The sequence below is a fragment of the Streptomyces sp. CB02261 genome (assembly GCF_001905665.1).
Classification (GTDB): Bacteria; Actinomycetota; Actinomycetes; order Streptomycetales; family Streptomycetaceae; genus Streptomyces.
Genome location: NZ_LIVX01000008.1, coordinates 281847 through 295282, shown reverse-complemented (window position 1 = coordinate 295282; position 13436 = coordinate 281847). Strand labels below are relative to the sequence as shown.

Here is a 13436-nt window from a genome sequence, read left to right as displayed (position 1 = left end):
GAGACAGCGAGCAGGAGAAGAGCATGCGCAACGGACTGAACATCAGCGGTGTGTCGGAGCTGATCCACGAGATCCGGGAGAAGCCCGAGGAGGCGCTGATCGACTTCCGGGTCACCGGACACCCGGCCAGGGACGGCGTCGCGACCCACGTACGGACCGCCCGGCACGGCTCCGTCCGGATGGCCCGCGGCTTCCGCGTCGACCAGCTCTCCCACCGCACCCGGCCCCAGGACGCCGTGACGGCCGCCGGGCGCATCGACCCGCTCACCAGCCCCTACGAGTCGGCCCTGACCGCGCTCGGCGCCTGCGCGCTGATCACCCACGTCAACGGCTTCACCGGGCGCGGAGTGGCCCTCGACGAGATCGAACTGACCGCGCGGGCCGAACTGCCCCTGGACGCCTCGGGCCACGCGGCGGCGGGGGCCGGGCTGCTCGGCCTCGCCTGGCGCTGCACGGTCACGTGCGGGGCCTCCGACGACGTGGTCCAGGGGGTCAACCGCCTGGTCACGGCGTTCAGCCCGAACCACCGGGTGTTCCTCGACGAGGCCGACCTCACGCTCAGGGCGCTGGTCACCCGCGGCGACGGCCGCCGGGAGACGCTGACGCTGCCGTACGCGCCGGCCGCCGCCCCGGACGCCGGGGCCCCCGCCGCCGACCCGGCCCTCCTGGAGGTCCACCTGCGCTGGGAGTACGGCACCGAGGTCCACGCCCGGACCTCGCTGGAGCACGGCGGGACGCGCCGCGAGGGCGCCTCCGTCCTCGTCGTCGACCAGTCCAAGCAGATGCTCGGCATCGGCAAGGGCCCCAACCCGCAGGAGCTGCTGCTCTCCGCCGTCTGCGGCGAACTCGTCGGCCTCGTCCGCGAGGAGACCGACCGCACGGGGACGCCGGTCGACGAACTGCACGTCGCCAGCGGTGGACGGCTGGACATCCGCGGCATGCAGAACGTGCTCCGCGAGGTCCCGAGCCGCTTCCACAACCTCGGCTTCGACCTGGAGGTCACCAGCGACGCCGACCTGGACGCCCTCGCCGCGGTCCTCACCACGGCCCTCGGCCGGTCCGTCCTCCTCGCCACGCTCGTCCGCCCCAACACCATCGCGATCGAACTGGGCCGCCCCGGCGCGCCGGACACCGAGTACCTCAGCAGCTCCGCCGCCGCCGAGGCCTTCCGCGACGAACTGTCCCGCCAGCAGCAGGAGGCCGCCCGCGCGGCGGAGGCCGCCGCCTCCGAAGCGGAGTGAGCACCGGACACGACGCGGCCGGAACGGGGCCCGGCGGCCCCGGGCCCGGTGTGCGCGACGGCGGCCCCGGGCCCGGTGTGGGCGAAGGCACCTCCGCGCTCGGTGTCCGCGACGGCGGTCCCGGGCTCTTCCACACCTATCTGCTGCGGGCTGCGCGGCTCACGCCGGACGCGCCCGCGCTGATCTGCCGCGACCAGGTGTGGAGCCACGGCCTGCTCGCCGACCGCGTGGCGGCCCTGGCCGACGCCCTGCACGCCCACGGGCTGCGAGCGGGGGAGCGGATCGCCCTGGAGTTCGCCCCGTGCCCCGAGGCGGTGGCCCTGGAGATCGCGGCGGCCTCCCTGGGGCTCGTGTTCGTGCCGCTCGGGCCCGACCTGCCGGCCGGACGCAAGGCCAACATCGTGCGCAGGACCGCGCCCAGTGCCCACATCACCCCGCCGGGCCGCGCCCCCGAGGGCACCCCCGGGACCGCCGTCGGGACGCTCACCCCGGACGGGCACCTGGAGCTGACCGGCGCCCAGCGGCCACCGGGGGAGCGCCACGAACCCCTGCCGTCCGACCCGCTGTACGTCATCTTCACGTCGGGCTCCACCGGCGAGCCCAAGGGCATCGTCATGAGTCACGGCGCCGTCGTCTCGTTCTACGAGGGGTTCGGCGCGTTCGGCGTGCGGCCGGGGGTCCGCCTGGGCAGCACCTCGCCGCTCCAGTTCGACTTCTCCCTCCTCGACCTCGGCCTCGCGCTCGGCGCGGGCGGCTGCCTCGTCCAGGTACCGGCCCTGCTCCTCCAGCAGCCGCAGGGTCTTGTGCGCCACCTCCAGCGCCACGAGGTGACCCAGATGAACGGGGTGCCGTCGATCTGGCGCGGAGTCCTGGACGCGGGGGCGGCGGACCTGCTCGCCGAGACCGCGCTCGACACCGTGCTGTACGCGGGCGAGGGCTTCCCCCTGCGCGGCCTCCAGGAGCTGCGCCGCGCGCTGCCCCACGCCCGGCTCGTCAACGGCTTCGGCCACTCGGAGTCCATCGCCTGCGCGTGGAAGGTCCTCGCCGACAAGGAGATCCCGCACCGCGACGGCCGGGTGCCGTTCGGCACCCGCGCCATCGACGGCATGCGCATGTACCTGGTGCGCGAGGACGGCTCGCCCGCGGACCGGCCCGGCGAGGTCGCCGAGCTCTACATCGAGGGCGACGCGCTCTTCGACGGGTACTGGCAGGACCCGGGGACGACGGCGGCGGCACTGGTGCCGAGCCCCCTGGGCACGGGGCGCCGCGCGTTCCGCTCGGGGGACCTCGCGTCCAGGGACGAGGACGGGGAGTTCTACTTCCACGCCCGCAAGGACAGCCAGGTGAAGATCCGCGGCAACCGCGTCGAGCTGGAGGAGATCGACGCGTGCCTCCTCGGCCACCCCGCGGTGGACCTCGCGGCCACCGTCGTCACGGGGGAGGACGACGGGGACGGCGCCGGCGGCGGCGGGACGATCGTGGCCTTCGTCCGGCCGTGCGCCCCCGCGCCCGCGGCCGGGGACCTGGCCGACGAGCTGCGCCGGCACGCCGTCCGGCACCTGCCCCGGTACATGGTGCCCAGCAGGTTCCGGGTCGTCGAGGAGATCCCCCTCACCAGCAACGGAAAGACCGACCGCCACGAGATGGCACGACGTTGGGAGGGCAGATGACGGCCGTCCATCTGAGCGGACTCAGCCGCCGCCACGGACACTGGCACGACCTGGACCGGCTCACCGACGACGGAGCGGTCTCCGCCGCCTCCGTCGCAGCGCTGCGCCGCGGCGGCCTGACCCGGTACGCGGTCTTCGAGGAACCGCCCAGCACCCTCTACGCGGACTGCCTCGCGGAGACCCTCGACCGCACCGGCCTCCCGGCCGCCGACGTCGACGCGGTGCTGTTCTTCTCCTCCACCTTCTCCGCCTACGACGACCACGCCGACCTCGCCGCACTCTGCGCCCGGTTCGGCATCCGGGACGCCTTCCCCCTCGGCATGTTCCTCGGCCAGTGCACCAACTTCTCGTCGGCCCTCACCGTCGCCCAGGGCCTCGCGGCCACCCAGGGCCTCGACAACGTGCTGCTGCTCGGCGTCGACGCCCTCGACGACGGGCGCGCCGCACGGGTCCTGCCGGGCGACGTGTCCGTCTTCAGCGACACCCTCGTCACCTGCCTGCTCTCGCGGCAGAGGACCGACGGCCACCTGGTCGAGCGCGTCGAGCACTGCTACCGGCCCGAACTGCACGCGCTGCACCCGCAGCGCGACCTGCTGCGGTACATCGACGGCTTCACCGGCGCCCTCGGGGACGTGGTCGGCAGGCTCACCAAGTCCACCGGACGGGCCCCCGAGGCGTACGCCAAGCTGGTCCTCGCCCACCACGCGCGCCCGGTGCTCCGCAACTTCGCCGCCACCCTCGGCATCCCCTTCGACCGGGTGCCGACCGAGGGCGTCGGCACCCTCGGCCACTGCTTCGCGTACGACCAGCTGATCACCCTGAGCGAGCTCGCGGAACGGGGCGAGACCTCGGACGGCGACGCCCTCCTCGCGATCGGCGTCGGCGCCAACTACCTCTACAGCGCCACCTCCTTCATCCGCTGCGAGGCCTGACGATGACCAGCTCCCACCACCGCGCCGGGCCGGACGTCGGACTCGGCGGGCTCGGGTACGCCGTCGGCGCGTCCCTCCCGATCGAACGCGCGGTGCCGCCCGACACCCCCGACGAGCTGCTCGACCGGTTGCGGGCCCACGGCTTCGCCGACTGCTCGGTCGCCCGGGAGACACCGGCCGAGCTCGCCGCCCGGGCCGTCGCCGAGACGCTCGCCGTCGCCGGGACCGACCCGCGGAGCGTCGACGCCGTGCTCTACGGCACGTGCAGCTACTGGGGCGAGGGGCACCCCCCGCCGGGCGATCCGGCGAAGCTGACCGACACGATCGCCCGCCTCGTCCTCGAACCCCACGGACTGGGCCACGCCCAACTGTCCCTCGTGTGGCTCGCCGAGTCCGGCAACACCGGCTCCGTCCTGCGACTGGCGCGGGCACTGGTCGCCTCCGGCGTCCACCGCACGGTGCTGTGCGTCAGCGCCGACGCCGTCCCGCCGCTCCCCGGCGAGTACCGGGCCATGCCCAACGCGGTGACCGTCAACGGCGACGGCGCCGCCTCCTGCCTGGTCTCCACGGAGATCCCGGGCGACTTCCGCCTCGGCCCCACCGTCCAGCACTCCAGCGCCCCCATGCGGGCGCTCGCCAAGGGGCAGGGGCTGCGCAAGCACCTGGAGATCGTCAAGGGCATCCGCGTCTGCCGCGCCGCGCTCGACACGCCCACGGACGGCTTCGCCTGGATGCTCTCCAACCACTACTCGCGCCCGGTCCTCACGGAGTTCGCCACGCTGGCCGGCGTACCGGCGGAGCGTCTGTACACCGCCAACATCGCCCGTCTCGGGCACTGCTTCGCCGCCGACACCCTCATCGACCTGGCCGATCTGCACCGCGGCGGGCGGATCGCACCCGGGGACGACGTCCTGATGCTGACCACGGGCCCGTCCACCTGGGGCCTCACCGCGGTTCGCGCCCGCTGAACCGATTCCTCGCACCGACAGGAGTTCACACCGATGGAGATCACGCCGGAGTTCCTCCGTGACCCCTACCCCGTGTACCGGCAGATGCGGGAGTCCGGGCGGATGCACCTGAGTTCGGCCAACACCGGGCGCACCTGGTTCCTTCCGCACCACGCCGACATCCGTACCGCCCTGCGGGACGAGCGGTTCTCCGCCGCCCGCAAGGCCGGAGGATTCGTCAACCAGTTCCCCGAGGAGATCCGGCCCGAATTCGCGCGGTTCAACGAGGCGATCAGCCGGTGGATCGTCCTGCACGACCAGCCCGAGCACCGCCAGTTGCGTCAGCTGATGCAGCAGGGATTCACGCGCCGGCTCATCACCACGATGGAACCCAAGATCCAGCGGGTCTGTGACGACCTGATCGACGCCTTCGTCAAGCGCGGCAGCACCGAATTCATGACGGAATACGCCCACCCCTTTCCCGCAAAGGTGATCGCCGAGATGCTCGGCGTGAATCCGGAGGACTACCCGGCGTTCGTCCGCTGGTCGGAGGACCTGCTCAACTTCGCCGGCTCGCTGCGCCCCACCGTCGAGATGTTCCGCGCCGCGCAGGACGGACTGCTCTCGATGATGGACTACTTCGCCGAGCTGCTCCCCGAGCGGCGGGAGAACCCCGGCGACGACCTGGTCAGCCTGCTCCTCAGCGCGGAGAGCGAGGGCGAGTGGATGACGGCCGAGCAGGTCCTGGCGAACTGCACCCAGATCATCGTCGCCGGGCACGAGACCACCCGGAACCTCGTGGCCAACGGCGTCGAGCTGCTGCTGCGGTACCCCGAGCAGCGGGCCCTGCTGGACGAGCGCCCGGAGCTCATGCCCAGCGCCGTACGGGAGATCATGCGCTTCGAGAGCCCGCTCCAGTTCATCCGGCGCGTGGCACGGGAGGACTTCGAGTTCGGCGGCGCCGAGGTCCGGGAGGGGGACGGGCTGGTGCTGATGCTCGGCTCCGCGAACCGCGACCCCGAGGCGTTCGACGACCCCGACACCTTCGACCTCACCCGCAACCCCACGGGCCACCTCGCCTTCGGCTGGGGCCCGCACGTGTGCGTCGGCGCCGCCCTGGCCGAGCTGGAGGGCCAGGTGTCGTTCCGCACCCTCCTCGACCGCCTTCCCGGCCTGGAGCTGCGGGAGCCGGAGCCCGAACGCATCTTCAACCCGATGCTGCGCGGGTTCGCCACCCTGGACCTGGGCTTCCGGGAACAGCCCGCATGAGCGTCGACGGCCCCGGGCGGGCGGACCTCGGCACACCGGACGGCGACCGTTTCGCCCAGGCCGCCTCGACGGCCGCCGACGCCCTCACCCGGGCGGGGATCGCGCCGGCCGACGTCGAGCTCCTGCTCGTGGCCACCGACGCCTTCCCCGCCCACCACGAGCACCCCTCCGGCGGGAACGTCCTCCTCGACGGGGCCTTCAACGCCTCCGTCATCCGGGCGTTCGACGAGGGGACGGGACTGAGCCACGCCGTGCCGATCGGCCTGACCGTGGCCACCGGCGCCCCCGCCGACACCCCCGTCCGCTACGCCGAGGCGCTGCTCGCCGCGGAATCCCGGCGGACCGCCCTGGTCGTCACCGTCCTCGGCCCGGACACCCCGCACGCGCGGGTCGTCGTCCACGCACCGGAGGGCACCGGACCGGAAGGCACCGGACCCGAAGGCACCGGACCCGAAGGCACCGCACCGGAAGGCACCGCACCGGAAGGCACCGCACCGGAAGGCACCGCGCCGGATCAGGAGTGAGCAGGGGCCTTGTCCTCGGCCGCCGCGGGCTCGGGTGCGAGCCCGCGCATGCCGAACTCCCGCACCACCGGCGCGTCCGCCGCCGCGGCCCGGACTCCGCGCTTGCGGACCACATCCGGCTCCTCGATCAGGATCACCGAGCGGTCGGGCCGGAATTCCGCCAGCGACGCCAGCGCCGCCGGCACGAAACCGATCACTGTCACGGGACGTTCCGACATGACTTTCCCCCATGGCGTATCCGCACGGCACCGGTCCGTGCCACCCGTTCGACCGGGCGTCAGCTGATGTGAAAACAAAGGGACTTGCACGGCTCCGGAGGCCGTTCTCAACCGCAGGAGGGTCTATTACGCTGCGGGTATGACCCCTGCTGAACTCCCCCTCGCCGCCCGTGCGACCTCGGTCGGATCATCGCCCGTACGCGACATCCTGGCGCTCACCTCGCGCCCCGAGGTCATCTCGTTCGCGGGCGGCCTGCCCGCGCCCGAGCTGTTCGACGCCGAGGGCATCCGGGCCGCCTACGACCGGGTCCTGGCCGAGAACGCGGCGCGGGCGCTGCAGTACTCCACCAGCGACGGCGACCCCGAGCTGAGGGCCCTCACCGCCGCCCGGCTGACCGCGCGCGGACTCGCCACCGAGGCCGACGACCTGCTCGTCACCACCGGGTCGCAGCAGGCGCTCACCCTGCTCACCACCACGCTGGTGGAGCCCGGCGACGTGGTCCTGGTCGAGGACCCCTGCTACCTGGCGGCGCTGCAGTCGCTCTCGTTCGCGGGCGCGCGGATCGTCGCGGTGCCGACGGACGACCAGGGGATCGACCCGGTGGCCCTGGAGGAGATCGTCGTCCGGGAACGTCCGAAGCTGCTCTACATCATCCCGACCTTCCAGAACCCGACCGGCCGGACGCTGTCCGCGGAGCGCCGGACCGCGGTCGCCGAGTCCGCCGCGCGGCACGGCTTCTGGATCGTGGAGGACGACCCGTACGGCGAACTCCGCTACAGCGGCGCGGAGGTGCCGTGGATCGCCTCGGTGCCGGCCGCCGCCGACCGTACCGCCCTCCTCGGCAGCTTCTCCAAGATCATGGCGCCGGGGCTGCGGCTCGGCTATCTGCGGGCACCCGAGCGGCTGCGCCGGGCCTGTGTGATCGCCAAGCAGTCGGCGGACCTCCACACGTCCACCATCGACCAGGCCGCGGCGGCCCGCTACCTCCGTGACAGCGACCTCGCCGCCCACCTCACGGTCGTGCGCTCCGCCTACCGTGAGCGCCGCGACGCGCTGCTCGACGCCCTCCCCGGGGCGATGCCGGCGGGCAGCACCTGGAACCACCCCGACGGCGGCATGTTCATCTGGGCCCGGCTCCCCGAGGGGCTCGACGCGACGGAGCTGCTGTCCGTCGCGATCAAGCACGACGTGGCGTACGTCCCCGGGGCGCCGTTCTTCGCGGGCACCCCTGACCCGGCGTCGCTGCGGCTGTCGTTCACCACGCACTCCCCCGAGGAGATCCACGAGGGCATGCGACGCCTGGCCGGGGTCTTCGAGCAGGTGGGTGCCGTCGCGTAGCACCCACCCGTTCCCGCGTCCGCTCATCGGCCCTGCGGGACCAACCGGACCGGCAGGTGTTCGATGCCGCCGATCAGGTTGGACCGCATGCGCCGGACCTCACCCGTCGGCTCGGGCCGCGCCACCCGCTGTCTGAGCACGTCGAAGAAGATGTTCAGCTCCGTGGTGGCCAGCGCCGAACCGATGCAGAAGTGACTGCCGTAGGCGAAGGTGAGGTTGCGGTGCACTTCCCGCCGGCCGATGTCGAACCGGTCGGGGTCCTCGAAGACGGACTCGTCCCGGTTGCCCGACGCCAGCCACAGCGCGACCATGTCGCCCGCCGCGATGCGGCGCCCCGCGAGTTCGGTGTCCCGGGTCGCGGTCCGCAGCACGTGCATGGCGGGCGTGGTGAAGCGCAGGATCTCCTGCACCGCCGTCGGCAGCACCTCCGGCTCCTCCCGGAGCCGCCGCCACTGCCCGGGATGCTCGATGAGCGCGAGCAGCCCGCCGATGGTGGCGTGCCGGGTGGTCTCGTTGCCGCCGGAGATCAGCCCGTTGCAGTTGAGGATGATCTCCTCCTCGGTCAGCGGCCTGCCGTCGATCCGGCCGTGGACCAGGGCGCTGATGATGTCCTCCTGGGGCTCCTTCCTGCGCAGCCGCATCAGCTCGTCGTAGTACAGGAAGATGTCGGTGTGGGCCGTCGCCACCCGCTGCTGTTCCTCGGGCCCGTGGTCGCCGCCCACGCCGAAGGCCGTCATCGTGCGGGACAGCATGAAGTCCCAGTCGGCGCGCGGCACCCCGAGCATGTCGCAGATCACCGACAGCGGCAGCCGGGCGGCCACCTCGGTGAAGTCGACGCTGTCCTGCTCCAGGGCGGCCTCGATGACCTCGACCGAGATCCGCCGCATGGTCTCCTCCAGCCGGAGCACCATCCGCGGGGTGAAGGCCGAGCTGACGACCCGCCGGATCATGCCGTGCCGCGGCGGGTCGGTGATGACCATCATCTTGCCGGTCGCGGCCGCCGTCGCCACCGGGTCGGCGTCGAGTCGCATGCCCCCGGTGGAGCTGAAGGTCGCGGGGTCGGCGAGGACCCGGGTGATCAGGTCGTACGTCAGGACGGCCCAGAAGGTGGAGCCGTCCGCCCGCCGGACCCGGCAGACCGGGTCCTCCCGCCGCAGCCGCGCCAGGGCGGGCCCGGCCTGTCCGCTCTGGTGCAGCAGCGGGTCGGACAGGTCCGGCACCGGGGGCCGCGCGGTCTCCTCCGTCGCCCGGATCACGGGGCGTCACCCCCGTCCGGCGACCCGGCCGGGACCGGCGTCAGCCGGGTCCGGAGGGTCTCGACGAGTTCCGGCAGGCACTCCTGGAGGTAGAAGTGGCCGCCGGGGAAGACGTCCACGCTCGCGCCGGCGGCGGTGAGGTCCGCCCAGCGGGCCATCGAAGCGGCCGGCGCGCTGGGATCCGACGCGCCGGCGAAGATCGCGATCGGCACGTCCAGCGGCCCGCGCTCGGTGTACGCGTACGTTTCGCAGGCGGCGAAGTCGTCCCGCAGCACCGGCAGCACCAGTTCGAGCAGGGTCGGGTTCTCCAGGATCTCCACCGGAGTGCCCTGGAGCCCCGTCACATGGGCGAGGAACGCGTCGTCGGGCAGCGTGTGCACGGAGGTGTCCGGTCGGACGTGCGGCGGGGTGTAGCCGGAGACGGCCAGGAGGGCCGGCGGCCGTCCGGCGGCGGTGAGCGCGTGGCTCAGGTCGTACGCCAGGAGCGCGCCCATGCTGTGGCCGAAGAAGGCGTACGGCCGCCCGCCGGCCCGTTCGGAGACGGGCCCCGCGAGCCGCTCGGTGAGCGCCGTGACGGACCGCTCGGCGGGCTCGGCGAGCCGTGCCTCACGGCCCGGCAGCTGCACGGGCACGACCTCGACGTCCGGGCCGAGCAGCCGCTGCCAGTCCCGGTAGGCGGAGGCCCCGGCGCCCCCGTGGTGCAGACAGAACAGCACGGGTGTCCGCTCCCCGGCGGGCCCCGCCGGGTACGGGAACCAGGGGCTCGCACCGTCCGGGACCATCAGCGGCTCGCGAGGAAGAGACGGCCGGTGGGGAAGCCGAGCTCGACGACCTCCACCGAGCTGAAGCCGGCCGCGAGCAGCTTGTCCTGCCACTCCTGCTCGGTGAGCAGCTTCCGCTTCATGAACTGCCGGTGGTAGTAGGTCACGATGGCGCTGAACGCGCGCTCCCGGGGGTTGCGCAGGTACGGGACGGCGTCCGTGATGGCCATGACGCCGCCGGGGCGCAGCGCCTCGCGGCACCGGGCGAGGACCGCGTCGGCCACGCTTTCCTCCTCCGGCATCATGTCGTGGAAGACGAAGCCGGCGTGGATGACGTCGGCTCCGGCGAGCGGGCCCGGGTCGTCGGCGACGGACTGGATGGGCCGCTCGACCACCGTGAGGCGGTCGCCGACGCCCGCCTGCACGGCCGCCTTCTCGGCCGCGCGACAGGAGGCCGGGTCGAGGTCCAGGCCGACGGCGCTGGAGTCGGGGAACGCCTGGAGCACCTCGATGAGCAGGCGACAGGTGCCCGCGCCGAGGTCCACGATGCGCTGCGGTCCGAGGCGGAAGATGGCGTCGAGCGCGGCGGGGTAGAACGCCTGGGCGCCCATCCACTGCGAGCTGATGGCGACCTGCCGGCCGTCACGCGTGTAGGCGCCGGTCGGCTTGCCCGGGTCGGTGAGGTACGCGCGGGCGTTCTCGATGAACGGACGGTTCGCGTTCATGGTCCAGGACAGGTAGCCCGCCTGGTGCTGGATGCGCTCGTAGTCCGCGCCCGTACGGAAACGGCCGGACGCGCCGGACCCGGCCGGGTCCGGCACGGCGTCGATGATGCCGGCCGATTCGAGGGCTTCCAGGTAGCCGGCCACTCCCTCCTCGGGGAGTTCGGTCACGGCCGCTATCTCCGCGACGGTGAAGTCCTCGCCGACGGTGATGGCGTCGGTGACGCCGAGCCGGTCGCCCATCTCCATCAGCGCGGCGGCGGCCGCGAGTGCGGGGGCGGGGCCGCTGGCCTCGATCTCGGCGGCGAGGCTGCGCTGGGGAAGGTCGCTGGGTGTCACGTTGTCGTCCTCTCGGAAGGTGGGCCGGCACGCGGAGGGTGCGGCTCGGATGTCGGGACGTCGCGCCCGGACGCCGGAACTAGGAGAGTTCGGCGGCCAGTTCCTCGATCGTCGGCCGGAGGTAGAGGGTGCGGGCGGAGACGTCCGCGCTCAGTTCCCGCTTGAGCGCGGCGAGCAGTTGCGCGGCGAGCAGCGAGTGCCCGCCGAGGGCGAAGAAGTCGTCCCGGACGCCCACGGGTTCCACGCCGAGGACCTCGCCCCACATCGCCGCGAGCCGCTCTTCGAGGGGGGTGCGGGGGAGGACCAGGGGGGTGCTGAGGGAGCGGGCGACGCGGGTGGTGGCGGGCAGGGCCTTGCGGTCGACCTTGCCGTTCCGGTTGAGCGGGAGCTCGGACCGGAGCAGCACGGCCCACGGCACCAGGTGGGGCGGCAGTTCCGCGCTCAGGGCCTCGCGCAGACGGGTGGCGAGGCCGGTGCCGCCGGACGCGTCCGACGCCGCCGCGGCCGGCGCGGGGAGCACGTACGCGAGCAGGCGCTTGTTCCCGGAGGCGTCGTCCTGGGGGACGACGACCGCGTCGAGCACCTCGGGGTGCCGGGTGAGCACCGCCTCGACGTGGCCGGGTTCGACCCGGAAGCCGCGGATCTTCACCTGCTGGTCGGCGCGGCCGAGGAACTCGACGAGGCCGTCGGGCCGGCGCCGGACCAGGTCACCGGTGCGGTACATCCTTCCCCCGGGTTCGGGGGCGTACGGATCGGCCACGAACCGCTCGGCGGTGGCTCCCGGCCGTCCGACGTAGCCCCGGGCGAGGCCGTCGCCGGAGGTGTAGAGCTCGCCCGGCTCACCGTCCGGCACCGGACGCAGGTCCGCGTCGAGGATCGAGACGCGGGTGCCCCTGACGGCCCGGCCGATCGGCACGGACTCGTCGGCGGCCGGCGGGGTGGAGGTGGTCCAGCACGTGGTGAAGGAGGTGTTCTCGGTCGGCCCGTAGCCGTTGGTGAACAGCAGTCCGGGCCAGGCGTGCATCAGCTCCCGCACATGACTGGCCGATGCCACGTCCCCGCCGGTCAGCACATGGCGTACGCCCTCGAACGCCTCCAGGTGCCGCGTCACCATCTGGTTGAACAGACCGGTGGTGAGCAGCAGGACGGTGACGCCCTCCTGCTGGATCGTCTTGGCGAGCTCGTCCAGTTCGCCGGTGCGGCCGGCGTGGACGACCAGCCGGGCGCCGTTCACCAGGGCGCCCCAGATCTCGATCGTGGAGGCGTCGAAGGCGACGGGGGCGAGCTCCAGGAAGACGTCCTCGGGGCTGATCTCGATCCAGTCCGGCGCGTAGAGCAGGCGGGCGACGGCCCGGTGGGGGACGCCGACGCCCTTGGGCTCGCCGGTGGACCCGGAGGTGTAGCTCACGTAGGCGAGCTGGTCGGGGTGGCCCGGGGGCAGGCCGGCGCCGTCGTCCGGTCCGGCCGGCAGGTCCTGGTCCGCCTCCGGGTCCGGCAGGGCCAGCGCGCGGCAGTGCGGCGGAACCCGTCCGGCCTGTGCCTCCTCGGCCACGACCACCGTGACGCCCGCGTCCTCCAGCAGCCGGGCGCAGCGGGCATCCGGCTCGTCGGGGTCGACGACCAGATACGCGGCGCCGGCCTTGAGGACGGCGAGCAGGGTGACGATCAGTGCGGTGGACCGGTGGGCCAGCACACCGACGACCGCTCCGGATTCCACCCCGTGCGCGCGCAGTCGCCGGGCGAAGGCGTCGGCCTGTGTATCGAGCCGGCCGTACGTCAGGCTTTCGGGTCCGCACACGACGGCCGGCCGGTCCGCGTGCGCGGCAGCCTGCCGGGCCACTTTCTCGTGGATGCAGAGCGGGGGTATTCCGGGCTCGTATCCCTCCAAGGCCGTTGCGATCCTTTCGGTTTTCCGCGGTCAGTCGCGGAGGTCACGGAATGAAAGACGGAGCGGCAGTTTTACGGCACTCCCAGAAGCTTTTGGCCGAGATCATACGGGGCGGTCGCCAGGGGGGCGCTGTGCATTCTGGCCAAGATCGAAAGGGGTCACGAAAGAGACTCCCCGGAGGTTTCCCGCACCGCCCGATCCCGTGCCACGCGGTACATCCGGCTGTGCGGCTTTTTCGATCCGACTACCGTAAATGGAATCCGATAATCGTAAACAGGCGTGTCTCATTCCTTTCCTTTCAGTGGTTCCGGAGTGGATTCGATAAACGGA

The 13436-nt window shown here is 72.9% G+C and carries 12 protein-coding genes; 7 read left to right on the top strand and 5 right to left on the bottom strand.

The annotated features are described in order from the left end of the window. The first annotated feature begins 23 nt into the window (after nucleotides 1–23). Genes AMK29_RS26535 through AMK29_RS26510 form a run of 6 tightly spaced genes read left to right on the top strand, consistent with a single transcriptional unit; the run spans nucleotide 24 to nucleotide 6583 of the window. Complete coding sequence (locus AMK29_RS26535; RefSeq protein WP_073817764.1) at nucleotides 24–1241, top strand: OsmC family protein; 1218 nt, start codon at nucleotides 24–26, stop codon at nucleotides 1239–1241. Continuing rightward, nucleotides 1238–2911, top strand: coding sequence for an AMP-binding protein (locus AMK29_RS26530; protein ID WP_241845719.1), 1674 nt, complete (start codon nucleotides 1238–1240; stop codon nucleotides 2909–2911). Before AMK29_RS26535 ends, AMK29_RS26530 begins: the two co-directional genes overlap by 4 nt. Continuing rightward, on the top strand, nucleotides 2908–3843 hold the full coding sequence (locus tag AMK29_RS26525) for a 3-oxoacyl-[acyl-carrier-protein] synthase III C-terminal domain-containing protein (RefSeq protein WP_073817762.1): 936 nt from the start codon (nucleotides 2908–2910) through the stop codon (nucleotides 3841–3843). The genes AMK29_RS26530 and AMK29_RS26525 overlap by 4 nt, the downstream gene beginning before the upstream one ends. A gap of 2 nt (nucleotides 3844–3845) precedes the next feature. Beyond that, a complete protein-coding gene (locus AMK29_RS26520) occupies nucleotides 3846–4811 on the top strand; it encodes a 3-oxoacyl-[acyl-carrier-protein] synthase III C-terminal domain-containing protein (RefSeq protein ID WP_073817760.1) in 966 nt (321 codons plus the stop codon). Nucleotides 4812–4844: 33 nt separating this feature from the next. Next, nucleotides 4845–6059, top strand: coding sequence for a cytochrome P450 (locus tag AMK29_RS26515; protein WP_073817758.1), 1215 nt, complete (start codon nucleotides 4845–4847; stop codon nucleotides 6057–6059). Continuing rightward, nucleotides 6056–6583, top strand: coding sequence for a hypothetical protein (locus tag AMK29_RS26510; protein WP_073817756.1), 528 nt, complete (start codon nucleotides 6056–6058; stop codon nucleotides 6581–6583). The genes AMK29_RS26515 and AMK29_RS26510 overlap by 4 nt, the downstream gene beginning before the upstream one ends. On the opposite strand, the gene AMK29_RS26505 is transcribed toward AMK29_RS26510, so the two are convergent. Beyond that, the gene (locus AMK29_RS26505) at nucleotides 6574–6801 is read right to left on the bottom strand and encodes a hypothetical protein (RefSeq protein ID WP_073817754.1); all 228 of its coding nucleotides are present in this window, start codon (nucleotides 6799–6801) and stop codon (nucleotides 6574–6576) included. The two genes, AMK29_RS26510 and AMK29_RS26505, sit on opposite strands and share 10 nt — an antisense overlap. A gap of 139 nt (nucleotides 6802–6940) precedes the next feature. Between AMK29_RS26505 and AMK29_RS26500 the strand changes: the two genes are divergently transcribed. Then, on the top strand, nucleotides 6941–8140 hold the full coding sequence (locus tag AMK29_RS26500) for an aminotransferase-like domain-containing protein (protein WP_073817752.1): 1200 nt from the start codon (nucleotides 6941–6943) through the stop codon (nucleotides 8138–8140). 23 nt (nucleotides 8141–8163) lie between these two features. On the opposite strand, the gene AMK29_RS26495 is transcribed toward AMK29_RS26500, so the two are convergent. The 4 genes from AMK29_RS26495 to AMK29_RS26480 all read right to left on the bottom strand — a co-directional run bounded on the left by AMK29_RS26495 (nucleotide 8164) and on the right by AMK29_RS26480 (nucleotide 13058). After that, nucleotides 8164–9396 carry a cytochrome P450 gene (locus AMK29_RS26495; protein WP_073817750.1) on the bottom strand — a complete coding sequence of 411 codons (1233 nt, stop codon included), beginning with the start codon at nucleotides 9394–9396 and terminating at the stop codon, nucleotides 8164–8166. Beyond that, on the bottom strand, nucleotides 9393–10178 hold the full coding sequence (locus AMK29_RS26490; RefSeq protein ID WP_073817748.1) for a thioesterase II family protein: 786 nt from the start codon (nucleotides 10176–10178) through the stop codon (nucleotides 9393–9395). Before AMK29_RS26490 ends, AMK29_RS26495 begins: the two co-directional genes overlap by 4 nt. Next, nucleotides 10178–11218, bottom strand: a complete 1041-nt coding sequence (locus tag AMK29_RS26485) for a class I SAM-dependent methyltransferase (RefSeq protein WP_073817746.1) — start codon at nucleotides 11216–11218, stop codon at nucleotides 10178–10180. Before AMK29_RS26485 ends, AMK29_RS26490 begins: the two co-directional genes overlap by 1 nt. Before the next feature lie 79 nt (nucleotides 11219–11297). Continuing rightward, on the bottom strand, nucleotides 11298–13058 hold the full coding sequence (locus tag AMK29_RS26480) for a non-ribosomal peptide synthetase (RefSeq protein ID WP_073817744.1): 1761 nt from the start codon (nucleotides 13056–13058) through the stop codon (nucleotides 11298–11300). Nucleotides 13059–13436 lie beyond the last annotated feature (378 nt).

Coding starts and splice junctions, on each gene's coding strand:
- AMK29_RS26535 (WP_073817764.1), top strand. CDS start 24: ATGCGCAACGGACTGAACATCAGCGGTGTGTCGGAGCTGATCCACGAG.
- AMK29_RS26525 (WP_073817762.1), top strand. CDS start 2,908: ATGACGGCCGTCCATCTGAGCGGACTCAGCCGCCGCCACGGACACTGG.
- AMK29_RS26520 (WP_073817760.1), top strand. CDS start 3,846: ATGACCAGCTCCCACCACCGCGCCGGGCCGGACGTCGGACTCGGCGGG.
- AMK29_RS26515 (WP_073817758.1), top strand. CDS start 4,845: ATGGAGATCACGCCGGAGTTCCTCCGTGACCCCTACCCCGTGTACCGG.
- AMK29_RS26510 (WP_073817756.1), top strand. CDS start 6,056: ATGAGCGTCGACGGCCCCGGGCGGGCGGACCTCGGCACACCGGACGGC.
- AMK29_RS26505 (WP_073817754.1), bottom strand. CDS start 6,801: ATGTCGGAACGTCCCGTGACAGTGATCGGTTTCGTGCCGGCGGCGCTG.
- AMK29_RS26500 (WP_073817752.1), top strand. CDS start 6,941: ATGACCCCTGCTGAACTCCCCCTCGCCGCCCGTGCGACCTCGGTCGGA.
- AMK29_RS26490 (WP_073817748.1), bottom strand. CDS start 10,178: ATGGTCCCGGACGGTGCGAGCCCCTGGTTCCCGTACCCGGCGGGGCCC.